This window comes from Blautia sp. AF19-13LB (genome assembly GCF_003479105.1).
Classification (GTDB): Bacteria; Bacillota; Clostridia; order Lachnospirales; family Lachnospiraceae; genus Fusicatenibacter; species Fusicatenibacter saccharivorans.
Genome location: NZ_QUGO01000004.1, coordinates 245,100 through 267,036 on the forward strand (window position 1 = coordinate 245,100; position 21,937 = coordinate 267,036).

The 21,937-nt window shown below is 49.0% G+C and carries 23 protein-coding genes and 2 tRNA genes; all 25 read left to right on the forward strand.

The annotated features are described in order from the left end of the window. Positions 1-42 precede the first annotated feature (42 nt). The 25 genes from DWX32_RS06195 (at position 43) to DWX32_RS06310 (ending at position 21,822) form a co-directional block, all read left to right on the forward strand. The gene (locus tag DWX32_RS06195; protein WP_117509731.1) at positions 43-1,323 is read left to right on the forward strand and encodes a dihydroorotase; all 1,281 of its coding nucleotides are present in this window, start codon (positions 43-45) and stop codon (positions 1,321-1,323) included. A gap of 37 nt (positions 1,324-1,360) precedes the next feature. Next, complete coding sequence (gene pyrF, locus DWX32_RS06200) at positions 1,361-2,290, forward strand: orotidine-5'-phosphate decarboxylase (RefSeq protein WP_022461998.1); 930 nt, start codon at positions 1,361-1,363, stop codon at positions 2,288-2,290. Between the two features lie 107 nt (positions 2,291-2,397). Then, positions 2,398-3,168: a dihydroorotate dehydrogenase electron transfer subunit gene (locus DWX32_RS06205; RefSeq protein ID WP_022461999.1), complete on the forward strand. Its 771-nt coding sequence runs from the start codon at positions 2,398-2,400 to the stop codon at positions 3,166-3,168. A 24-nt stretch (positions 3,169-3,192) separates the two neighbouring features. Continuing rightward, positions 3,193-4,095 (forward strand): dihydroorotate dehydrogenase, encoded by a 903-nt coding sequence (locus tag DWX32_RS06210; protein ID WP_022462000.1) that lies wholly within the window; start codon positions 3,193-3,195, stop codon positions 4,093-4,095. Between the two features lie 295 nt (positions 4,096-4,390). Further along, entirely contained in the window at positions 4,391-5,332 is a 942-nt protein-coding gene (locus tag DWX32_RS06215; RefSeq protein ID WP_118595601.1) for a C40 family peptidase, read from the forward strand. Between the two features lie 228 nt (positions 5,333-5,560). Beyond that, on the forward strand, positions 5,561-6,778 hold the full coding sequence (locus DWX32_RS06220; protein ID WP_055227104.1) for an iron-containing alcohol dehydrogenase: 1,218 nt from the start codon (positions 5,561-5,563) through the stop codon (positions 6,776-6,778). A gap of 217 nt (positions 6,779-6,995) precedes the next feature. Further along, a complete protein-coding gene (gene pyrE / locus DWX32_RS06225) occupies positions 6,996-7,673 on the forward strand; it encodes an orotate phosphoribosyltransferase (protein WP_117802627.1) in 678 nt (225 codons plus the stop codon). Between the two features lie 33 nt (positions 7,674-7,706). Then, on the forward strand, positions 7,707-7,859 hold the full coding sequence (locus DWX32_RS19810) for a hypothetical protein (protein ID WP_055221261.1): 153 nt from the start codon (positions 7,707-7,709) through the stop codon (positions 7,857-7,859). Between the two features lie 114 nt (positions 7,860-7,973). Continuing rightward, positions 7,974-8,450: a VanZ family protein gene (locus DWX32_RS06230; RefSeq protein ID WP_055227152.1), complete on the forward strand. Its 477-nt coding sequence runs from the start codon at positions 7,974-7,976 to the stop codon at positions 8,448-8,450. Beyond that, positions 8,431-8,748 carry a hypothetical protein gene (locus DWX32_RS06235; RefSeq protein WP_055221259.1) on the forward strand — a complete coding sequence of 106 codons (318 nt, stop codon included), beginning with the start codon at positions 8,431-8,433 and terminating at the stop codon, positions 8,746-8,748. The genes DWX32_RS06230 and DWX32_RS06235 overlap by 20 nt, the downstream gene beginning before the upstream one ends. Before the next feature lie 66 nt (positions 8,749-8,814). Continuing rightward, the gene (locus DWX32_RS06240) at positions 8,815-9,426 is read left to right on the forward strand and encodes an HD domain-containing protein (RefSeq protein ID WP_117760545.1); all 612 of its coding nucleotides are present in this window, start codon (positions 8,815-8,817) and stop codon (positions 9,424-9,426) included. A gap of 67 nt (positions 9,427-9,493) precedes the next feature. Next, positions 9,494-11,515: an aminopeptidase gene (locus DWX32_RS06245; RefSeq protein WP_118595602.1), complete on the forward strand. Its 2,022-nt coding sequence runs from the start codon at positions 9,494-9,496 to the stop codon at positions 11,513-11,515. A 122-nt stretch (positions 11,516-11,637) separates the two neighbouring features. After that, on the forward strand, positions 11,638-12,144 hold the full coding sequence (gene purE / locus DWX32_RS06250) for a 5-(carboxyamino)imidazole ribonucleotide mutase (RefSeq protein WP_022462013.1): 507 nt from the start codon (positions 11,638-11,640) through the stop codon (positions 12,142-12,144). Between the two features lie 25 nt (positions 12,145-12,169). Beyond that, entirely contained in the window at positions 12,170-13,195 is a 1,026-nt protein-coding gene (gene purM / locus DWX32_RS06255) for a phosphoribosylformylglycinamidine cyclo-ligase (protein ID WP_118659418.1), read from the forward strand. Continuing rightward, positions 13,189-13,815, forward strand: a complete 627-nt coding sequence (purN, locus tag DWX32_RS06260) for a phosphoribosylglycinamide formyltransferase (RefSeq protein ID WP_055221251.1) — start codon at positions 13,189-13,191, stop codon at positions 13,813-13,815. Before purM ends, purN begins: the two co-directional genes overlap by 7 nt. Positions 13,816-13,820: 5 nt before the next feature. Next, the gene (gene purD, locus DWX32_RS06265) at positions 13,821-15,092 is read left to right on the forward strand and encodes a phosphoribosylamine--glycine ligase (protein ID WP_055227099.1); all 1,272 of its coding nucleotides are present in this window, start codon (positions 13,821-13,823) and stop codon (positions 15,090-15,092) included. Positions 15,093-15,271: 179 nt separating this feature from the next. Then, a complete protein-coding gene (locus tag DWX32_RS19545) occupies positions 15,272-15,433 on the forward strand; it encodes a hypothetical protein (RefSeq protein WP_022462017.1) in 162 nt (53 codons plus the stop codon). A gap of 91 nt (positions 15,434-15,524) precedes the next feature. Further along, positions 15,525-15,597 (forward strand) — tRNA-Val (locus DWX32_RS06270). 33 nt (positions 15,598-15,630) lie between these two features. Continuing rightward, positions 15,631-15,704: transfer RNA gene (locus tag DWX32_RS06275), tRNA-Met, on the forward strand. 189 nt (positions 15,705-15,893) lie between these two features. Beyond that, complete coding sequence (rffA, locus tag DWX32_RS06280) at positions 15,894-17,027, forward strand: dTDP-4-amino-4,6-dideoxygalactose transaminase (RefSeq protein ID WP_117760542.1); 1,134 nt, start codon at positions 15,894-15,896, stop codon at positions 17,025-17,027. Positions 17,028-17,033: 6 nt separating this feature from the next. Further along, positions 17,034-17,642 carry a YdcF family protein gene (locus DWX32_RS06285; protein ID WP_055221246.1) on the forward strand — a complete coding sequence of 203 codons (609 nt, stop codon included), beginning with the start codon at positions 17,034-17,036 and terminating at the stop codon, positions 17,640-17,642. Between the two features lie 280 nt (positions 17,643-17,922). Beyond that, positions 17,923-18,153, forward strand: a complete 231-nt coding sequence (locus tag DWX32_RS06290) for a hypothetical protein (protein WP_055221244.1) — start codon at positions 17,923-17,925, stop codon at positions 18,151-18,153. 84 nt (positions 18,154-18,237) lie between these two features. Next, complete coding sequence (gene rlmD / locus DWX32_RS06295; protein ID WP_118659419.1) at positions 18,238-19,656, forward strand: 23S rRNA (uracil(1939)-C(5))-methyltransferase RlmD; 1,419 nt, start codon at positions 18,238-18,240, stop codon at positions 19,654-19,656. Between the two features lie 235 nt (positions 19,657-19,891). Beyond that, positions 19,892-20,581 carry a response regulator transcription factor gene (locus DWX32_RS06305; RefSeq protein WP_008120506.1) on the forward strand — a complete coding sequence of 230 codons (690 nt, stop codon included), beginning with the start codon at positions 19,892-19,894 and terminating at the stop codon, positions 20,579-20,581. Next, entirely contained in the window at positions 20,557-21,822 is a 1,266-nt protein-coding gene (locus tag DWX32_RS06310) for a sensor histidine kinase (protein ID WP_118659420.1), read from the forward strand. The genes DWX32_RS06305 and DWX32_RS06310 overlap by 25 nt, the downstream gene beginning before the upstream one ends. Positions 21,823-21,937: the final 115 nt, after the last annotated feature.

The window sequence follows — 21,937 nt, forward strand, 5'->3', positions numbered from 1 at the left end:
CGGACGACGGCCAGAAGAAAAGAAAGGATCAGAGAACGTAAGATGAGTATCTTAATCAAAAATGGACAGGTCATCGACCCGGCCACCCAAAAAGACGAAATCAGTGATGTTCTGATCGAAAACGGCGTTATTACACGGGTTGAAAAAGGAATCCGCGTAAAAGATGCGCAGGTAATAGATGCAAAAGGCTGCTATGTAATGCCTGGCATCATCGATATGCATGTACATCTCCGCGACCCGGGGCAGACATATAAAGAAGATATTGAAAGCGGTTCGAAAGCAGCAGCAAAAGGAGGCGTGACAACGCTGGTAGCGATGCCGAATACAAAACCGGTCATCGACAGCCCGGACCGCGTCAACTATGTAACGATCAAAGCAGACCGTTTTTCTCCGATTAATGTACTGCAGGCAGGCGCCATCACAGTAGGACAGAAGGGTGAAGAGCTCGCCGATATCGAGGGCATGGTAAAAGCCGGCATCCCGGCGATCAGCGAGGACGGAAAATCCGTTATGAACGCGCTGCTCTACAAAGAGGCCATGGAGATTGCCGCAGAGAAAAACATTCCGGTGCTGGCTCACTGCGAGGACAAGAACCTCGTAAACGGCGGCTGCATGAATGAGGATGCAAACTCGAGAGAGTGGCATCTGCCGGGCATCACAAACTCCGTAGAGAACACGATTGTTGCAAGAGATATCGTACTTGCCGCAGAGACAGGTGCACACCTGCATCTGTGCCACTGCTCGACCAAAGAGAGCGTGGATATGGTGCGTGAGGCGAGAAAGGCCGGCGTTTCGATTTCCGCCGAGGTCTGCCCGCATCACTTTACCCTCTGCAGCGACGACATCGTAAAGGGCGACACCAACTACAAGATGAATCCGCCGCTCCGTACGAAAGAGGATCTCGAGGCACTGCGCCAGGGTCTGAAAGACGATGTCTTCGATGTCATCAGCACCGATCATGCACCGCATGCGCTGACCGAGAAACAGGAGTCCTTCAAGAAAGCTCCGTTCGGCATCGTCGGACTGGAGACGAGCGTGGCTCTTACCATCACCGAACTTGTGGATACCGAGATCATCACCCCGATGCAGATGGCGGAGAAGATGAGCTATAATCCGGCAAAAATCCTGCACCTGGACAAGAAAGGTTCTCTTGCACCTGGCATGGACGCCGATGTGGTTATCATCGATCCGGAAGCAGAGTATGTGATCGATCCGAAGGAGTTTGTTTCCAAGGGCAAAAACACTCCGTTCGGCGGCAAGAAAGTCAAAGGAAAAGTTATGGCTACCGTATGCGGCGGCAAGATTGTATACGAAGCTGAGTAATTTCTATAAGAAAAAACAGAAGAGGGAGAGTAAGCAGATGATTAACAAACTGATTGCAAACATTAAAAAAACAAATGCACCGATCGTCGTAGGTCTGGACCCGATGCTGAACTATGTGCCGGAGCACGTACAGAAAAAGGCATTTGCCGAGTACGGAGAGACACTCGAAGGAGCTGCAGAGGCCGTTTGGCAGTTCAATAAAGCGATTGTCGACGCAACATACGATCTGATTCCGGCTGTAAAACCGCAGGTTGCCATGTATGAGCAGTTCGGCGTTCCGGGAATGGCAGCATATGAGAAGACCGTTTCCTACTGCCAGGAAAAGGGTCTCGTTGTCATCGGCGATATCAAACGAGGCGATATCGGTTCTACTTCTGAGGCGTATGCAGTCGGCCACCTCGGCCACGTGCAGGTGGGAAGCAAATCCTATGCCGGATTCCATGAGGATTTTGCAACTGTCAATCCGTATCTTGGATCTGACGGCGTAAAACCGTTCATCAAGGTCTGCAAAGAGGAGAAAAAAGGTATCTTTGTTCTGGTAAAAACCTCGAACCCGTCCAGCGGCGAGTTCCAGGACCGCATCATCGACGGACGTCCGCTGTATGAGTGGGTCGGAGAGCAGGTTGCCGCGTGGGGTGAGGAGCACATGGGCGATGATTACAGCTATGTGGGAGCTGTTGTCGGCGCTACGTACCCGGAGATGGGCAAGGTGCTGCGTAAAGTAATGCCGAAATCCTACATCCTGGTACCGGGCTACGGTGCACAGGGCGGAAAAGGAAAAGACCTCGTTCACTTCTTCAATGAGGACGGACTGGGTGCAATCGTAAACTCTTCGAGAGGTATTATCGCTGCTTACAAACAGGAAAAATATGCCGAGTTTGGCACTGAGAACTTTGCGGATGCTTCGAGAGCAGCTGTAAAGGATATGGTTGAGGATATCAGCGGGGCGCTTGCTGCTGCAAAATAAGAATACAGGGTGAAAAGCTCAGAAGGTCTGCCGGGTAGATGTTATGTCCGCCGGAGGATATTTTGGGCTTTTCGCCGATTCAAGAAAATAAAAGGAGTGTTCAGCTTATGAAAATCAAGGAATGCTGTACTGTGGAAAGTCAGGAGTGCATTGCAAAAGGAATTTACAGCATGTGGATTTCCACGAAAGTGATTGCGAAAGAGGCGAAGGCCGGCCAGTTTATTTCTCTGTTTTCGAAAGACGGCAGCCGTCTTCTGCCGCGTCCGATTTCTCTTTGTGAGATCGACCGAGAGGGAGGAAGACTTCGGATTGTCTACCGTGTGGCAGGTGCAGGAACGGAGGAGTTTTCGCATCTGAAAGCGGGGGATGAGGTTGATATTTTAGGGCCGCTTGGAAATGGATTCCCGATCGAGGAAGGTAAGGGAAAACGTGTGATGCTGATGGGCGGCGGTATCGGTGTTCCGCCGATGCTGCAGACGGCGAAGGATCTTGGAACGGACACGATCATCTGCTGTGGTTACCGCGATGAGTTGTTCTTAAATGAGGAGTTTGCTGCGGCAGGCGATCTTCATATTGCAACGGAGGACGGAAGTGCCGGTGTGAAGGGCAATGTGATGGATGCGGTGCGCGAGGATCATCTGGAAGCAGATGTAATTTTTGCCTGCGGTCCGGCTCCGATGCTGCGTGCGATTAAGGCGTACGGTCTGGAAAAGGGAATTCCATGCTGGATTTCGATGGAAGAGAAGATGGCGTGCGGCGTTGGCGCATGTCTTGCGTGTGTCTGCCAGTCGACTGAGGTGGATGGTCATTCACATGTGCACAACAAGCGGATCTGCAAGGACGGACCGGTCTTTTTAAGTACGGAAATTGAGCTGTAAGTGACGCGAGGAGGAGAAAAAGCGATGAAGACAAGTGTGAATCTGGCGGGTGTGGAACTGAAGAATCCGGTTATGACGGCATCTGGTACGTTTGGCTCCGGCGCGGAGTACAGTGAGTTTGTGGATTTGAAGGAGCTTGGCGCGGTTGTGACGAAGGGTGTTGCGAATGTGCCGTGGCCGGGGAATCCGACGCCGCGTATTGCGGAGGTTTACGGCGGAATGCTGAATGCGATCGGACTGCAGAATCCTGGTATTGATGTGTTCTGTGAGAGGGATATTCCGTTTTTGAAACAGTTTGACACGAAGATTGTGGTGAATGTGTGTGGACGGACGACGGAGGATTACTGTGAGGTTGTGGAGCGATTGACTTCGGAGCCGGTGGATCTGCTGGAGATTAATATTTCGTGCCCGAATGTGAAGGAGGGCGGTATTGCGTTTGGACAGGATCCGAAGGCGGTGGAGGCGATCACCAGAGAAGTTAAAAAATATGCGAAGCAGCCGATTATTATGAAATTGAGCCCGAATGTGACGGATATTACGGAGATGGCGCGGGCTGCGGAAGCCGGCGGGGCGGATGTGCTGTCGCTGATCAATACGCTTACTGGGATGAAGATTGATATTGAACGGCAGAAGTTTGCGATTGCGAATAAGACTGGCGGTATGTCGGGGCCGGCGGTGAAGCCGATTGCGGTGCGGATGGTGTATCAGGTGGCGCAGGCAGTGAAAGTGCCGATTATTGGTATGGGCGGTATTGCGTCGGCGGAGGATGCGCTGGAGTTTATTCTGGCGGGGGCTACGGCGGTTTCGATTGGGACGGCGAATTTCTTTAATCCGTATGCGACTGTTGAAACGGTTCGCGGTATCGAAGAGTATATGAGAAGGCATAAGGTTGACGATATTAATTCGCTGATCGGGGCGGTGAGATAAGACGGACGGCCTCGAGCGGCTTCGCATCTGCGGTGCGGCGGGCGAGAAAAAGAGGGCGGAACTGTGGCTCAGAATGGGCACAGGGAAACGGGAACCATCCCATTTTCCTGCACCTGTTCCGGGCTCACAGTTTCTGCCCTCTTTTTCTATGCCCGCCACACGGCAGGCGCAAATTCCAGTGAGGTCTGGTTGTGTGGAGCTGAAACGAAGTAGGTCTGGATCCGCCGGGGGCGGATCGGCGTGAGAGTGTTGTGGTGGGTGCATAGTATATAGAAAATGGAAGGTGGTATGTGAGATGAAGTATGGGATCATTAAAGTGAAGCGGGCGTTTTTGTATGAGGAGAATGGGGTGGATGTGGTGGATGAGGTGTTTTTTGGATGGAGCGTGATGTGGGAAGATGAGGGGGAGTGGATTGAGGTTTGGACGCATTATGGGTATCGGGGGTGGATGGAGAGGAATTTGATTGAAGAGAAAAGCCGGGAGTGGATGGAGGAGAGGGAAAAGGCAGGGAATACGTATGTGGTGACACGCGGGTTTGCGGATGTGATGAGGGGAGCGCGGGTGCAGTCGCGGATGTTGGAGACGCTGGGACGGGGGTGTTTTGTGGAGAAAATGGAGGAGACGGAGAATGGGTATTGCAGGGTGAAACTGGCGAATGGGATCAGTGGGTTTGTGCCGGAGGTGGCATTAAGAAAAAGACTGGATTCGGATCGGTTTTTGTGGGGAAAATCGGAAGAGAGGTTTTTTGTGGAGCAGGGGATTCCGGAGGGGTGGTCGGAAGAGAAGTTTCGGAGGAAGGTTGTGGAGTGTGCGAAGGGGTATCTTGGATGCCAGTACCGGTGGGGCGGGAAGGCGGCGGATGGGATTGACTGTTCGGGTGTGGTGTTTATGGTGTATTTGATGAATGGGGTTTTGATTTGGCGGGATGCGGATATCAGGGAAGGGTATCCGATGAAAGCGATCTGGAGAGAAGGGGAGGAGATGTGTCTGGTGGAGGAACGGGCGAAGGCCGGGGATCTGCTGTTCTGGAGGGGGCATGTGGGGATGTATCTGGGGGACGGCAGGTATCTGCACTGTACGGGGCATGAGAGGGTGTTTGGGTGCAGGGTGAATAGTCTGCGGAGAGGGGATGAGGATTTTCGGGAGGATCTGGCGGAGGCGTTGAAAGTGGTTGGGAGTGTTTTTCGTGAAATATCTGGAAGCGGAAAGCTGGAGGAAAAGAGCGATGTACCGTGAAAAACAGGCATTGCATGCGGCACGGGAGTAAATAAGACATATATAATTGACATCAGGAAATATCATTTTTGTATTGGAAATCCCTGAAAAAGTTTGTTATAATAATAACAAAGTCGAAAACAAAAGACAAAAGGCGGCTCAAACAGAGAGTAGGAAAAACAGAAATTCTGCTGATCTGATCTGCCGGAGCTGTCCATCAGAAGCAAAACAAGAAAGGGGTTCTGAACAATGGCAAGATTTACATTACCAAGAGATTTATACCACGGAAAGGGTGCTTTAGAGGCACTGAAAACATTCGAAGGAAAACGTGCAATCGTCTGTGTAGGCGGCGGCTCCATGAAACGTTTCGGTTTCCTGGATCGCGCAGTAGACTACCTGAAAGAAGCCGGCATGGAAGTACAGCTTTTTGAGGGAATCGAGTCTGATCCGTCAGTCGAGACTGTTATGCGCGGAGCAAAAGCGATGGAAGAGTTCCAGCCGGACTGGATCGTAGCAATGGGCGGCGGATCTCCGATCGACGCAGCAAAAGCAATGTGGATCAAATACGAGTATCCAGACATCACCTTCGAAGAAATGTGCAAGGTATTCGGAATGCCGAAACTCCGCAGAAAAGCTCATTTCTGTGCAATTTCTTCTACATCCGGAACAGCAACCGAGGTAACCGCGTTCGCAGTTATCACAGACTATGAAAAAGGTATCAAATACCCGCTGGCAGACTTCGAAATCACGCCGGACGTTGCAATCGTAGATCCGGATCTGGCAGAGACGATGCCGCAAAAGTTAGTTGCTCACACCGGTATGGACGCTATGACCCATGCAATCGAGGCATACGTTTCCACAGCGAACTGTGACTTCACCGATCCGCTGGCACTGTATGCAATCAAGATGATTCAGGCAGACCTGGTAGATTCCTACAACGGAGATATGGCAAAACGTGACAGCATGCACAACGCACAGTGCCTCGCTGGTATGGCATTCTCCAATGCACTTCTTGGTATTGTTCACTCCATGGCACATAAAACAGGCGCAGCATTCGCTGATTACGGCGCTCACCTGATCCACGGCGCAGCAAACGCTATGTACCTGCCGAAGGTTATCGCGTTCAACGCAAAAGACGAGACTGCAGCAAAACGTTATGCAGTGATCGCTGACGAGATGAAACTTGGCGGCGAGACAACGGAAGAGAAAGTAAAACTCCTCATTGACTATCTGCGCGGCATGAACGACAAACTGAACATTCCGCACTGCATCAAGAACTACGGAAAAGACAGCTATCCGACCGAGCAGGGCTTCGTTCCGGAAGACGTATTCCTGGAGAGACTGCACGACATCGCTGTAAATGCCATCGCCGATGCCTGCACCGGATCCAACCCGAGACAGCCATCTGTTGAAGAGATGGAAAAACTGCTGAAATGCTGCTACTATGATACAGAAGTAGATTTCTAAAAAGAAAACATATCAAAATCCCTCCGTTCTCTGGGCGGAGGGATTTTTTGCGTCAGAGAATGAAATTTATTTGTGTGGATTTTATGTTTTTTATGCGAAATCCTGTGTCTGGACTGGAAAAACAGAGGCGTTTATGGTAGTATAGAACAGAATAGAAGTAAAAACGGGCGGCATGCGAGAACCGATGCCTTCCCCTGAAAATATGGAGGAAAATAAGATGGAACAGTATAAGAAAGAGTTCATTGAATTCATGGTCGAGAGCCAGGTATTAAAATTTGGAGAGTTCACCCTGAAAAGCGGAAGAAAATCCCCGTTCTTTATGAATGCAGGCGCTTACGTAACCGGCAGCCAGTTAAAACGTCTCGGCGAGTATTACGCAAAAGCAATCCATGACAACTACGGGCTGGATTTTGACGTTCTGTTCGGACCGGCATACAAAGGAATTCCGCTCAGTGTTGTAACAGCAATTGCGATTCATGATCTCTACGGTGTAGAAGTACGCTACTGCTCCAACCGGAAGGAAGCCAAAGACCACGGTGGAGATGCAGGACTGCTGCTTGGAAGCAAGATCAAAGACGGTGACCGCGTTGTCATTATTGAGGATGTAACCACTTCCGGAAAATCCATCGAGGAGACCTTCCCGATCATCCAGGCACAGGGCAATGTGGAGATCAAAGGACTGATGGTATCCTTAAATCGCATGGAGCGCGGAAAAGGCGATAAGAGCGCACTCGAGGAAATCCAGGAAACCTATGGCTTCCCGGCAAATGCCATTGTAACCATGGAGGACGTTATCACGTATCTGTACAACCGTCCATGCCAGGGCAAAATTCAGATCGATGACAAGATGAAGGCTGCCATTGATGCATATTATGAGGAGTACGGCGTGAAATAAGATGCGGTACACCGGGAAAGGGAGTTTTGCGCTATGAATGAAAAGATTTATAAAACCATGGGACGTGTCGGCGGCGGAAATATCGCTATGGGCGCCGTACTGGTTGTTGTTGGCGTGGCAACCGGTGTTCTGATGATCGTAAGCGGGGCAGGCCTGCTGAAACGACGCGGGGAAATCATGTTCTAAAAGCGCCTTTCAAAAAGAAAAAATGCCGGGATATTTCGGAAGCGCGTGCGCCGATGAGGTATGCCGGCGTTTCTGATAGCAGAGGGGAGAACAACGCAGAAAGGGGAAACGAAGATGAAGCAGGAGACGAAAGCCAGAATCCGCGTTGTGGGACGGATTTTATTTCTGGTGTATCTTCTTGCGCTCGTTTATTTTCTGTTTTTTGCAGAAGAATACGGGAGAAGAAACTTTTTTGAACTGGATTACCGTTACAATCTGGTGCCGTTTCAGGAAATCAGACGGTTCTGGATTTACCGCGAAAAGGTGGGATTCCTTGCCGCATTTTTAAATCTGGCGGGCAATGTGATCGGTTTTCTGCCGTTCGGCTTTATCGTTCCGGTGATGCACAAAAAAATGGAGAGTTTCTGGAAAGTATCGCTTCTTGGTTTTATGTTCAGCCTCTGCGTGGAGACGATTCAGCTCATCACGAAGGTGGGCTGCTTTGATGTAGATGATCTGATCCTGAATACGCTTGGAGCCATGATCGGCTGCGGCGCATTCCTGATCTGCAATAAATTCAGGAGATGGAAATATGGCGAGGAAGAAGTATAATTACAATTTTGTCCGGAAGCCGTCGGAAGGCGGAAAGGAAGCTCTCTATATGGCAGGTGCTTCGGTCTTTCTGTTTCTGCTGGCTTCGATCGTATCGTTTGCATTCCGCGGAAACGGAGGCATTTTTCTCGGAGCAGCGGGACTGTTCTCATTCCTTCTGTCGGGATACGGCTTCTATGTGGGAATGAAGAGCTTTAAAGAAGAACAGGTCAGCCACAGAATGTCGGTTCTCGGCTCGATTACGAGCGGCGGCATGCTGGTCGCATGGCTTGCATTGTTTCTGATCGGTGTGAGATAAATGTACTCTCGTAAAATCAAGCACAGAAAGACTCCGGGAGTACATATAAAAGAAAAGGGGAAAAAGATGGATCGCGAACGTTTTGAAAAACAGCTGAATTTTATTCTGGAGATTGATAAAGAAAAACAGATCCTGCGCCAGACGCACATCCGCGGCTATTCGCGCCAGGAGGACGACGCGGAGCACGCATGGCACATGGCGGTGATGGCATTTCTGCTGCAGGAATATTCGAATGAGAAAATCGACATCGGCAGAACGATGCTCATGCTGCTGATCCACGACCTCGTGGAGATTGATGCAGGCGACACGTATGCGTACGACGCGGAGGCAAACAAAACAAAAGACGAGAGAGAACACAAAGCGGCCGAGCGCATCTACGGCCTGCTGCCGGAGGATCAGGGAAAAATGCTGATGGATCTCTGGCTCGAGTTCGAAGCGTATGAGACACCGGAAGCGCGCTTTGCCCATGTGATGGACAATTTCCAGCCGCTGCTTTTAAATCATGAGAACGATGGAAAAGACTGGACCAGCCACAATGTGCGGATTTCCCAGCCGTTAAAACGAAACGAGAAGACGGCGACCGGCTCCGAGGAGATCTGGAGTTATATGGAAGAGATTCTCGAACAGAGTATCCGGGATGGAAAAATTATTGACGACCGGGAAGAAAAACAGGAATAAGTTAAGAAGAATGAGGGGCAGATCTGCCCCTCGTAACAGTTAAAGAGAAACAGAAAGGGATTTTTTTATGACGGATGAATTATTAAACGAGCGGTATGCGCTTGCAATTGAGCGGATCCGCCAGATTCCGGCGGAAAAAAGCGTTCCGCAGCCGTACCGCGATTTTTTTGCACAGATGGCACAGTACCTCTGCAAAATGGACCAGATCCGGAGCAGAATCGCAGAAGGATATCTAAAAACAGCATCCGAGGAAGAGCTGGCTGTTTTTAACCGCGAGCCGTATGAAGATGTGATCGGGGAGCGGTATGAGACCTCCTACGGAAACCCGGCGTTTGCCGTGCGGGCACTTGGTGAAACGCATGGAAGGAGCCTCTGCTGCCTGTACCGGGAGCTGGGAAATGCTGTTGTCTGGGTCTATGAGGACCGCCTGCTGGGGCTGACTGCGGCGATGGAGCTGTATCTCGAGTTGTATGCGATGTTCGAGGAGGAGACGCTGCCGTCCGCGCAGTATGTAAAAGAGAGCATTTACTGGTATGTGAGCGATTACGCCGAGGAGCGCCAGGAATACCAGGTGCGCGAAATCGTCGACCCGTCGCTGCACTTTGTGAAGGATATTGTGATGGAATCTGATCTGACGGATCTGCGGTATCTGTACCAGTACGGCGAATATATCACCGAAAATGAGAAGGGTACAGCCCGCTTTTTAAATACGTTCAGCCAGGAAGAAATCGACGCGATGGCACGCACCTACACAGAAGGCTTCCGCAAGTGCTTTCTCGTGGCGCGAAAAGATCTGTCGAAAAAGAAGACAGTCAGCATCCGCTTCCACATCGGTTTTGAGCGCATGATCCGTGCGGCAATATTACAGTTCCGCGAGATGGGACTCGAGCCGGTGATTTCCCGCGGCGCGCGGAGAACGTGGGTTGCCGGTGCGTCTGCGAATAAGCAGTATGACTACGATCACCGGAACGATGAGGCGCTGTATCTCAACGAGGATCTCGTGAAGAGACGGCTCCGCGCGATGCAGGTGAAATACGACGAGTACAAAGAACTGGCGGACGGCTATGCCGGCCCTGCCGTGGTGGAAACCTTCGGCGAAGTTCCGTTTGAGCCAGTAAATAAAAAACAGGCACTGCACTTAAACGAGCGCCAGCAAAAGCTCCGTGTCGGTTTCCAGAACGAGGCGGGCCAGATTGTAAACCGCTATATCAAGGATGACGAGTACGGCTACACGATCATCGCCTACCCGATGCCGGAGATCGATCCGCGCTACGAAAAAATTTTCCGTGAGATCGTAAAGATCAACACGCTCGATTACGAAAAATACCAGCGCATCCAGCAGTACCTGATCGATGCGCTCGACGAGGGTGTTTCCGTGCATGTGCTTGGAAAAGGAGAGAACAGAACGGATCTGCGCGTGATGCTGCATCATCTGAACGATCCTGCGAAAGAGACGAATTTTGAGAACTGTGTTGCCGACTGCAATATTCCGGTCGGAGAGGTCTTTACTTCCCCGAGTCTTACCGGCACGACAGGCGTGCTCCATGTGACGGGGGTCTACCTGAACGAGCTGTATTACCGCGATCTCTGCCTGACGCTGACCGACGGCATGATCACCGCGTATGACTGCGCAAACTTCGAAAAAGAAGAGGACAATCGTACTTATATAGAAGAAAACCTGCTGTATCACCACAGGACGCTGCCGATCGGTGAGTTTGCCATCGGAACGAACACGACGGCGTACGTGATGGCAGAGCAGTACGGCATCGCCGGAAAACTGCCGATCCTGATTGCAGAGAAGATGGGCCCGCATTTTGCGATGGGCGACACCTGCTACGCCTGGGCGGAGGACAGCCCGATGTACAACCCGGACGGAAAAGAAGTAATCGCGCGCGAGAACGAGGTTTCGGCAAAACGGAAAGAAGATCCGTCGAAAGCATACTTCGGATGCCACACGGACATCACGATTCCGTACCGCGAACTGCAGTCGGTTGCGGTCGAAAAAGCAGACGGAACGACGATCCCTCTCATTGAGGACGGACGCTTCGTCCTGCCGGGAACGGAAGAATTAAATGAACCTTTTGGCTGATTATGGGTTGACATTTCTGCGCCTGCTTAGTATATTATAAGCAGAACTGAATGATTAAAACATAAATATAAGCATAACTAATGAATAACGCTTAGAACAGTTAATCAGAAAAGGAGAACAACATGGCTAAAGTAGGAATTGTGATGGGCAGCGACTCTGATATGCCGGTAATGAGCAAAGCAGCCGACATGCTGGAAAAATTTGGAATTGAGTACGAGATGAAAATCATCTCCGCACACCGCGAGCCGGATGTATTTTTCGAATATGCAAAAACCGCAGAGGAGAAAGGCTTCAAGGTTATCATTGCAGGCGCAGGTATGGCAGCTCATCTGCCGGGTATGTGCGCAGCTATTTTCCCAATGCCGGTCATCGGAATTCCGATGCATACCACATCGCTTGGAGGTCGTGATTCCCTGTACTCCATCGTACAGATGCCGAGCGGCATTCCGGTAGCAACCGTTGCCATCAATGGCGGTGCCAATGCCGGAATCCTGGCAGCAAAGATTCTTGCAACTTCCGATCCGGAACTGCTTGCAAAACTGAAAGCATATACACAGGAAATGAAAGAGCAGGTTGAGGCAAAAGACGCAAAACTGCAGGAAACAGGATACCGTAACTACAGTAAATAAAAACAAAGGACAAGGGAGGTTCACCATGGATTACAAGAACGCAGGAGTAGATATTGAAGCTGGATACAAATCAGTAGAATTAATGAAAGAGCATGTAAAGAAAACCATGCGCCCGGAGGTATTAGGCGGCCTTGGCGGTTTTTCTGGCGCTTTTTCCCTGGCAAAAATCAAAGAAATGGAAGAGCCGGTGCTGCTTTCCGGTACAGACGGATGCGGAACCAAGGTGAAGCTCGCCATGATTCTTGATAAACACGACACCATCGGCATTGATGCCGTTGCCATGTGTGTGAATGATATCGCATGTGCCGGCGGAGAACCGCTGTTCTTCCTCGACTACATCGCATGCGGAAAGAACTATCCGGAGAAGATCGCTTCGATCGTAAAAGGCGTTGCAGAAGGCTGTCTGCAGTCCGATGCGGCACTGATCGGCGGTGAGACCGCAGAGCATCCGGGCCTGATGCCGGAGGATGAGTACGATCTGGCAGGTTTTGCTGTCGGCGTATGTGACAAGAAAGACATGATTACCGGTGAAAATCTGGCAGCCGGAGACGTACTGATCGGCATGGCTTCCACCGGCGTTCACAGCAACGGATTTTCTCTTGTCCGCAAAGTTTTCGATATGACAAAAGATTCTTTAAATACATACTATGATGAGCTCGGCGCAACCCTCGGCGAGACCCTGCTTGCACCGACCCGTATCTACGTAAAAGCACTCCGCGCCATCAAAGATGCCGGTGTAACCGTAAAAGCATGCAGCCACATCACCGGAGGCGGCTTCTACGAGAACATTCCGCGTATGCTCAAAGACAACACCGTAGCCGTTGTACAGAAAGACAGCTACACCGTACCGCCGATCTTTGATCTGATGGCAAAGAAAGGCAATATCGACGAGCAGATGATGTACAACACCTTCAACATGGGTATCGGTATGGTACTGGCTGTTGATCCGAAAGATGTAGACGCAGTGATGAAAGCCATCCGTTCCACAGGAGATACGCCATATGTGATCGGCCACATTGAAAACGGAGAAAAAGGAGTACAGTTATGCTAAGATTAGCAGTTCTCGTCTCCGGCGGCGGCACGAACCTGCAGGCGATTCTGGATGCGATTGACGAGGGAATCATCACAAACGCGGAGGTTTCTGTTGTCATCAGCAACAATGCAGGAGCGTATGCGCTGGAGCGTGCGAAAAAGAAGGAGATTGATGCGGTATGCCTTTCCCCGAAGACCTTTGCATCGAGAGAAGCATTCAACGAGGCACTGCTGGCGAAACTGCAGTCGTACAACGTCGATCTCGTTGTGCTCGCAGGATGCCTGGTTGTGATCCCGCAGAGCATTGTGGATGCTTATCCGAATAAGATCATCAACATTCATCCGTCCCTCATTCCGTCGTTCTGCGGAACGGGCTATTACGGACTGAAAGTGCACGAGGGCGTATTATCCCGCGGCGTCAAAGTGACGGGAGCGACGGTTCATTTTGTGGACGGCGGAACAGACACCGGCCCGATTATTCTGCAGAAGGCAGTCGAAGTGCACGAGGGCGATACACCGAAGGCACTGCAGCAGCGCGTCATGGAAGAGGCCGAGTGGGTCATTATGCCGCGTGCGATTGATCTGATTGCAAACGGAAAAGTAACGGTAGAAGACGGACACGTAAAGATAAAGGAGTAAGAGCGATGAAAGTATTGATTGTAGGAAGCGGCGGAAGAGAGCATGCGATTGCCTGGAAGGTGGCGCAGAGCCCGAAGGTAGACAAGATTTACTGCGCTCCTGGAAACGCAGGAATTGCGGAGTACGCAGAGTGTGTCGATATTGCAGCGATGGAGTTTGACAAGCTCGTTGCTTTTGCGAAAGAAAAAGAGATTGACCTGACCGTCATCGGCATGGATGATCCGCTGGTCGGCGGTGTTGTCGATGCGTTTGAGGCAGAGGGACTGCGCGTATTCGGACCAAGAAAGAATGCGGCAATCCTGGAAGGATCGAAAGCGTTCTCCAAAGACCTGATGAAAAAATACCATATCCCGACGGCGGCATACGAGACATTCTCCGATCCAGAAGCGGCAGAGAAATATCTCGAGACTGCAAAATTCCCGATCGTGCTGAAAGCCGACGGTCTGGCTCTTGGAAAAGGCGTTCTGATCTGCAATACCTTAGAGGAAGCAAAAGAGGGCGTCAAGACGATCATGCTCGACAAGAAATTCGGCAGTGCCGGAAACGAGATGGTCATCGAGGAGTTTATGACGGGACGTGAGGTTTCCGTTCTCTCCTTTGTGGATGGAAAGACGATCAAGACGATGAGTTCCGCACAGGACCACAAGAGAGCAGGAGACGGCGACACCGGCCTGAACACCGGCGGTATGGGCAACTTCTCCCCGAGTCCGTTTTATACCGAAGAAGTGGATAAGTTCTGTAAGAAATATATCTATCAGCCGACCGTAGATGCGATGGCAGCTGAGGGAAGACCGTTTAAGGGAGTTATCTTCTTCGGACTGATGCTGACACCGGACGGACCGAAAGTGCTCGAGTACAATGCCCGCTTCGGCGATCCGGAGGCACAGGTTGTGCTTCCTCGTATGAAGACAGACATCATTGATGTATTTGAAGCCTGCATCGACGGAACTCTCGACCAGATCGACCTGCAGTTTGCAGATAATGCGTGTGTCTGCATCGTACTGGCTTCGAACGGTTATCCGGTTTCCTACGAAAAAGGATTCCCGATCCGCGGACTCGAGACGTTCAAAGAGCATGAGGGCTATTACTGCTTCCATGCAGGAACGAAGTTCAAAGACGGCGAGATCGTGACAAACGGAGGCCGTGTCCTCGGCGTGACAGCACTTGGCGATACCCTGAAAGAGGCACGTGCGAATGCATATAAGGCTGTTGACTGGGTTGACTTTGACAATAAATATTACCGCCATGATATTGGAAAAGCGATTGACGAAGCGTAACGTGAATGTGAATTTTAATTTTGAGTAAAATGGAGCCGCCAGAATCCCGGTGAAAGGGAAATCTGGCGGCTTTGTCTTTTTGTTCTGAAAAGGGAATAAAGCGCCGCCGTTCCGGATACAATAGTAAGGAGATCCTTTGCTTTTTAGCAGAATCAGAACAGGAAAGGCGGTCAGAAAAGATGGGAATCGTTTGTCTGGCGGGGATTTTTGCCGTATTTCTTCTGCTTGCATGGACGCTCTGCCGGGCGGCAGGATGGGAGAAAGAACGGGAAGATCTTGAACAGGAGCAGTACCTGAAAGAGTGGCGGGAGAAAAAGTTGAAAAAAATCGAAAAAATTTGAAAATTAGTGTTGACATTTGGCGGGTGGAATGCTATACTAACGAAGTCGGTTGGTGATACAGATAAAAAGCCAACAGACAAAACACTGATGTGGGGTCTTAGCTCAGCTGGGAGAGCATCTGCCTTACAAGCAGAGGGTCATAGGTTCGAGCCCTATAGGCCCCATATTTTATGAAAAACGGTGTTGAAAATGAATATGTCGAGATATCTCAGTTGGCTAGAGCACGCGGTTCATACCCGCGGTGTCGAGGGTTCGAATCCCCCTCTCGCTACTTGTGGAACCCTTGAGAAATCAAGGGTTCTTTTAGCTTTATGGACAGTCTGATGATATGGCTGTCATGTCAAAATCGTGTCTTGAAATTCACAGGGATTTGTGAGAAAATGAGACTACCTAAGAGCTTGTTTTGGGCTCTGAAAGTAAATAAAACAGTAATGGATAGAAGAAAGATAAGGAAAAAACAATGATAGAGTTTAATAAACCACCTTTTATTGGAACAGAACTGGAATACATCCGCCAGGCGGCAGAGGAAAACAACAAGCTGTGCGGCGACGGTCCTTTTACGAAGAAATGTTCTGCCTGGATGCAGGACAATTTCAACGTAAAACATGCGATGCTTACGACATCCTGCACCCATGCACTGGAAATGGCAGCTTACCTGTCTGAGATTCGGCCGGGCGACGAAGTGATCATGCCGTCCTACACGTTTGTTTCCACTGCAGATGCCTTTGTTCTGCGCGGAGCAAAAATCGTCTACGTGGATATCCGTCCGGATACGATGAACATCGACGAGACCAAGATTGAGGATGCCATCACCGAAAAAACAAAAGCGATTGTTCCGGTTCACTATGCGGGCGTTGCCTGTGAAATGGATACCATCATGGATATTGCAAAACGCCATAACCTGAAGGTTGTAGAGGATGCGGCACAGGGTGTGAGCGCGTACTACAAGGGAAAAGCCCTTGGAACGATCGGCGATTTTGGCTGCTACAGCTTCCATGAGACGAAAAACTATACGATGGGAGAGGGCGGCGCACTGCTGTTCCAGGATGAGAATTATCTGGAAAAAGCAGAGATCCTTCGTGAAAAGGGAACGAACCGCAGCAAGTTTTTCCGCGGACAGATCGACAAATATACCTGGATCGACTACGGTTCCTCCTATCTGCCGAGCGATATGAATGCTGCTTACCTGCTTGCAGAACTCGAGGAACATGAGAAAATCGATAGAAAGCGGATGGCCATCTACAACTATTACCATGAGCAGCTCCGTCCGCTGGCTGAGGCCGGAAAGATCGAGCAGCCGGTTGTGCCGGAAGGCTGTGTACATAATGCGCATATGTACTTCATCAAGGCAAGAAATCTGGAAGTACGTACAAAACTGATCAACTATATGAAAGAGCGCGGTGTGATGTGTGTCTTCCATTACGTTCCGCTCCATACCTCCCCGGCCGGACAGAAGTTCGGTGTTTTCCACGGAGAGGACAAATACACAACAAAAGAGAGCGAGCGCCTGATGCGTCTGCCGATGTTCTACAGCCTGTCTGAACAGGATATGGCATATGTCGTAGAGTGCCTCATGGACTTTAAAGAGTGGTAACATTTCATGTATGAGAAGTTTTTAAACTACTTTACGGACTATATTTTCGTGAAGGATGAGCCGCAGAAAGCCGATGTGATTTTTGTGCCGGGAAACGGATATCCGCAGATGGCGGCGCACGCGGCAGAACTCTGGAAAGAAGGATTTGCGCCGTATGTGCTTCCGTCGGGAAGATACAGTACTGTGCTCGGGCATTTCGCCGGTGTACAGGATCTTGCGGAGCAGTACGGCGGAAACTATGAAACCGAGTGGGAGTTTCTGCGGACGGTACTGCAGAAAAACAGCGTGCCGGAGAAAGCGATTCTACGCGAAGACCAGGCGACGTATACGTATGAAAATGCACTGCGGTCACGGGAAGTGACAGATGCGGCGGGCATCGAGGTAAAAAAAGCGATCCTCTGCTGCCGGAATCTCCATGCGAGACGGTGTATTCTGTATTACCAGCTTGTCTACCCGGAGACAGAGTTTTTTGTCTGTCCTTCGGATATTGAGTTCACCAGAGAAAACTGGCATACAAAGGGTGAATGGATCGACCAGGTGTTAGGAGAAATGGAGCGCTGCGGCGGTCAGTTCCACAAGATTCTGCGGGAACTGCCGGCGGATTCTGAATTTTAACACCAGTAGACAAGAAGTCCTCAGCTTCTAAAGTGGTGGGATGAATTGTTAAAAGAAACATAACGGCAGTGGTAGGCGGAGAGAAATCGGTATCCTCCACTGACATGAGGAAAGTCACAGTCGAACTATTCTCGACATGTCAGACTCTGTGAAAATACCGATTGTGAGTTGAAACGAAAAGATTTATAAAAAAGAGCGGAAATTGTGGTAAAATTGCGGCTCGTATGGTATACTATCGTTAAGTTAAGTTTCTAATCTAAAGCAAAGGTTGGTGGACAGTATGAATAAGATTGATGAAGTATTAGAGCTTTTAAAACAGAGAGAACGTGAGAACGAAAAACCGAAAAACGTGATTTTATGGGTTCTTGCCATTGTCGGAGCGGTAGCGGCAGTTGCAGGAATCGCATACGCAGTATACCGGTTTGTAACTCCGGATTATCTGGAAGACTTCGAAGATGATTTCGATGACGATTTCGACGATTACTTCGAGGATGAAGACGAAGATAAGTAGGATGGAAAAAAGAAACTCCGGTGCCGGAACGTGGTACCGGAGTTTTTCTGTCCGGAAATCAGTTTGACATAGAAGGAGAAGAGAATGAAAAAAGGAGAAATTTACGAGGGAGTCGTGGAAAGAATCGATTTCCCGAATAAAGGACGTGTACATGTGGAGGGCGAGACGGTTACCGTGAAAAATGCAATTCCGGGACAGAAGATCCGCTTTCAAATCAACAAAAAAAGAAAGAACCGCATGGAGGGCCGCCTGCTCGAAGTAACAGAAAAATCCCCGATGGAAAAGCGCGATCCGGTCTGCAGTATTTTCCCGTCCTGCGGCGGATGCATGTACCAGACGATGAGTTATGAGGATCAGCTTGCAATGAAGGCCGGTCAGGTGAAAAAACTGCTCGACGATGCCCTCGTGGAGGCCGGCCAGGTCAATGAGGCGGGGGAGGCCGATTATCCGTTCCTTGGAATCAAAGGAAGTCCGAAGGAGTTTGCATACCGGAATAAAATGGAGTTTTCCTTCGGCGATGAATACAAGGACGGCCCGTTGTCTCTCGGACTTCATAAAAAGGGAAGCACCTACGATGTCCTGACCGCGTGCGACTGCAAAATCGTGCATGAGGATTTCACAAAGATTCTGACCTGCGTGCTGGCGTACTTTAAAGAGCGGAACGCAAGTTACTACCACAAGATAAGCCACGAGGGTTACCTGCGCCACCTGCTGGTTCGAAGAGCCGAGAATACCGGAGAAATCCTGGTAAATCTCGTCACCACAAGCCAGGAAGAGTGGGATCTGATGCCGCTCGTGCAGGAAGTGCTTGGTCTGCCGCTGGAAGGAAAGGTTGTCGGATTCCTCCATATCATAAATGATTCCCTGGCAGATGTTGTAAAGAGCGATGAGACAAAAGTGCTCTACGGACAGGACTACTTCTATGAAGAACTCCTCGGACTGAAATTCAAGATCACCCCGTTCTCCTTCTTCCAGACCAATTCCCTTGGCGCGGAAGTTCTCTACAGCACCGCCCGCGAGTTCGTCGGCGAGACGAAAGACCGCACGATCTTCGACCTCTACAGCGGAACCGGAACCATCGCCCAGATCCTTGCACCGGTCGCAAAAGAAGTGATCGGCGTGGAAATCGTGGAAGAAGCTGTTACAGCTGCAAAAGAGAACGCAGAGGCAAACGGCCTTACCAACTGCAGTTTCCTCGCCGGAGACGTGCTGAAGGTGATCGATGAAATCGAAGAAAAACCGGACTTCATCGTTCTTGATCCACCGCGCGAAGGAATCCATCCGAAGGCTCTGCCGAAGATAGTTGATTTATATAGGTGTGAAAAAATGCTTTACATCTCCTGCAAGCCGACTTCTCTTGCGCGGGATCTGGTAGAGTTTGCAAAATATGGATACCGTGTAGAAAAAGTCTGCTGTGTTGATATGTTTCCGGGAACGGTGCATGTGGAGACGGTTGTTCTTTTGTCCCAACTGAAACAAAAGCCGGATATATCTCACAGGTAAAGAGAAAATGCGGAATTGAGGTTGGAAAGAATTTGCGCGTTGCAACGAGGAGAATGGACTGCTTGCAGGGCAATTCGACGACTGCCGCGACAGACTTGGAACTTGTTCCAAGTCCTAATTTACCTAAAAATGAAGATAGCAGGCAACCGCAGTGTCCAGAAGATAAAGAGAGTGCAATTGTGGAGGCATTGAAGCATTTTAAGATGAATAGTTAATAAAGAGAGGTGCAGATGCTATGCCAGGTATACTCGTGGTTGAAGATGATGAAAATTTAAATCGTGGAATTACATTCTCACTGAAAAAATCCGGATATGAGGTTTTTTCGGCAGAATCAGTGAAAAAAGCGAAAAGAATTGCAAGTGATAATAATGTGGATGTTACCATTTGTGATGTGAATCTTCCGGATGGGAATGGACTGGAATTTGTAAGGTGGATGAGATGCAATTATAATACATACATTATTTGCCTTACAGCATTAGATCAGGAGATGGATCAGGTCATGGGATATGAAGCAGGGGCAGATGATTATATTACAAAGCCGTTTAGTCTTTCGGTACTTCTTTTGAAAATAGAAGCACATTTCCGCCGCAGACAGGAGAAAACGGAAGCCGGAAAGATGATTTCGGGAGATATCGTATTTATCGCAGGAGAAATGAAAGTCCTGATAAAGAGTCGTGAAATCAGTCTGACAAAAACGGAGTTGAAAATGCTGACTTTTTTTCTTCAGAATCCGAAACAGATTCTTTCAAAAACACAAATATTGGAAAATGTGTTTGATCTGGAAGGGGATTTTGTGGATGAAAATACAATCGCTGTCAATATCAGAAGACTCCGTGAGAAAATCGAAGACAATCCGGCTGCACCGGTCTATATAAAGAATATCAGAGGTCTTGGGTATATATGGAATCAGGAGGTAAGGCAGTGACAAAGAGATATCGCAAGAAGATTACAGTAGTGCTCTCCTTGGTATTACCTGTCATATTATTGTTTGCAATATTAAATTGCTTTACCACATATGTGTTTTATGAAGATTATAAATATAAAATGAATCTTATGACAGAGATTGCTGCCAAGGAAGAATTTTCCGGGCTGGATGCTGTTTCGGAATTGCTTAAGGATAAGGATATTGAAACCAACGAACAGGGAAGGCGATTATTGGAGCAATATGGATACTGGGGGAATAAAGGGAATGCATTTTATTCGCAATTCCGGCATCAGGTTATGGTGACCGGTGCTGTAAGCACTGTGATATGCGTGTTTTTTTTGACTTTTTTACTTTATTGGAAGAAAAAAGAAGATGCATGTCATCAGAAAATATTAGACCAGTTGGAAGAAATTCTGATCAGATTCCGTGAAAATAAATTTGATGATTTACTGAAAACGGAAAATTACGCAGAACTGGAAAAATTGAATGACCAGCTTGAAGCAATCGGACATCATATTCAGTTGCTAAAGGAAGAAGCACGGACAGAAAAAGAGAGCACGAAAGAAATGGTTTCTGACATCTCACACCAGTTAAAGACACCGGTTGCAGCTTTGGATACATGTTTTAGTGTGCTGATGCAGAATGACTTAAGTGCCACAGAACAGGAGGAGTTTCGTATCCGTTGTCGGAGTGCTCTGGATGGACTGGAGACATTATTGCAGTCGCTTCTTGAAATATCCAAGATGGAAACTGGACTGATTCAGATGAATAAGAAAAAACTTCCACTTATAGATACTGTCATATCTGCTGTGAATCGTACATATCCAAAAGCGGATGAGAAAGAAATTGAATTCGTTTTTGACTATGAAAAAGAGCTGGAAACATGCACGATTATGCAGGATAAAAGGTGGCTTGGCGAAGCTGTGATCAACGTTCTGGATAATGCGGTCAAGTACAGTCCGGGTGGTTCAAAAATATTTATCCGGTTACAAAAAAGAAACGATCTTGTAAGAATGGAAATTGAGGATCAGGGAATTGGTATTCCGCAGAATGAGTATCACAAAATTTTTCAACGATTTTACAGAGGAAGTTCCAGGGAGGTCATGGAAAAGAGTGGTACAGGAATCGGACTTTTTCTATCGAGAGAAATTATCGAAAAGCACGCAGGTATGATTACGGTAACCTCCGGCAAAAAGAAAAAAGGAAGCACGTTTGTGATTCAATTACCATATGTTAGTTAAATTTTAAATGAGCAGAAATCTTACAATTCTGTAAGACTTCTGCTCGTTTTTGAAAGTGAAATGAAAGATTATCCTGATACAATTTGGATGTAGGTTGAAAAATGACCAAATATAT

Excerpts from the sequence above, each read along its gene's own strand:
- DWX32_RS06195 (WP_117509731.1), top strand. The coding sequence starts at position 43 with ATGAGTATCTTAATCAAAAATGGACAGGTCATCGACCCGGCCACCCAA.
- pyrF (WP_022461998.1), top strand. The coding sequence starts at position 1,361 with ATGATTAACAAACTGATTGCAAACATTAAAAAAACAAATGCACCGATC.
- DWX32_RS06205 (WP_022461999.1), top strand. The coding sequence starts at position 2,398 with ATGAAAATCAAGGAATGCTGTACTGTGGAAAGTCAGGAGTGCATTGCA.
- DWX32_RS06210 (WP_022462000.1), top strand. The coding sequence starts at position 3,193 with ATGAAGACAAGTGTGAATCTGGCGGGTGTGGAACTGAAGAATCCGGTT.
- DWX32_RS06215 (WP_118595601.1), top strand. The coding sequence starts at position 4,391 with ATGAAGTATGGGATCATTAAAGTGAAGCGGGCGTTTTTGTATGAGGAG.
- DWX32_RS06220 (WP_055227104.1), top strand. The coding sequence starts at position 5,561 with ATGGCAAGATTTACATTACCAAGAGATTTATACCACGGAAAGGGTGCT.
- pyrE (WP_117802627.1), top strand. The coding sequence starts at position 6,996 with ATGGAACAGTATAAGAAAGAGTTCATTGAATTCATGGTCGAGAGCCAG.
- DWX32_RS19810 (WP_055221261.1), top strand. The coding sequence starts at position 7,707 with ATGAATGAAAAGATTTATAAAACCATGGGACGTGTCGGCGGCGGAAAT.
- DWX32_RS06230 (WP_055227152.1), top strand. The coding sequence starts at position 7,974 with ATGAAGCAGGAGACGAAAGCCAGAATCCGCGTTGTGGGACGGATTTTA.
- DWX32_RS06235 (WP_055221259.1), top strand. The coding sequence starts at position 8,431 with ATGGCGAGGAAGAAGTATAATTACAATTTTGTCCGGAAGCCGTCGGAA.
- DWX32_RS06240 (WP_117760545.1), top strand. The coding sequence starts at position 8,815 with ATGGATCGCGAACGTTTTGAAAAACAGCTGAATTTTATTCTGGAGATT.
- DWX32_RS06245 (WP_118595602.1), top strand. The coding sequence starts at position 9,494 with ATGACGGATGAATTATTAAACGAGCGGTATGCGCTTGCAATTGAGCGG.
- purE (WP_022462013.1), top strand. The coding sequence starts at position 11,638 with ATGGCTAAAGTAGGAATTGTGATGGGCAGCGACTCTGATATGCCGGTA.
- purM (WP_118659418.1), top strand. The coding sequence starts at position 12,170 with ATGGATTACAAGAACGCAGGAGTAGATATTGAAGCTGGATACAAATCA.
- purN (WP_055221251.1), top strand. The coding sequence starts at position 13,189 with ATGCTAAGATTAGCAGTTCTCGTCTCCGGCGGCGGCACGAACCTGCAG.
- purD (WP_055227099.1), top strand. The coding sequence starts at position 13,821 with ATGAAAGTATTGATTGTAGGAAGCGGCGGAAGAGAGCATGCGATTGCC.
- DWX32_RS19545 (WP_022462017.1), top strand. The coding sequence starts at position 15,272 with ATGGGAATCGTTTGTCTGGCGGGGATTTTTGCCGTATTTCTTCTGCTT.
- rffA (WP_117760542.1), top strand. The coding sequence starts at position 15,894 with ATGATAGAGTTTAATAAACCACCTTTTATTGGAACAGAACTGGAATAC.
- DWX32_RS06285 (WP_055221246.1), top strand. The coding sequence starts at position 17,034 with ATGTATGAGAAGTTTTTAAACTACTTTACGGACTATATTTTCGTGAAG.
- DWX32_RS06290 (WP_055221244.1), top strand. The coding sequence starts at position 17,923 with ATGAATAAGATTGATGAAGTATTAGAGCTTTTAAAACAGAGAGAACGT.
- rlmD (WP_118659419.1), top strand. The coding sequence starts at position 18,238 with ATGAAAAAAGGAGAAATTTACGAGGGAGTCGTGGAAAGAATCGATTTC.
- DWX32_RS06305 (WP_008120506.1), top strand. The coding sequence starts at position 19,892 with ATGCCAGGTATACTCGTGGTTGAAGATGATGAAAATTTAAATCGTGGA.
- DWX32_RS06310 (WP_118659420.1), top strand. The coding sequence starts at position 20,557 with ATGGAATCAGGAGGTAAGGCAGTGACAAAGAGATATCGCAAGAAGATT.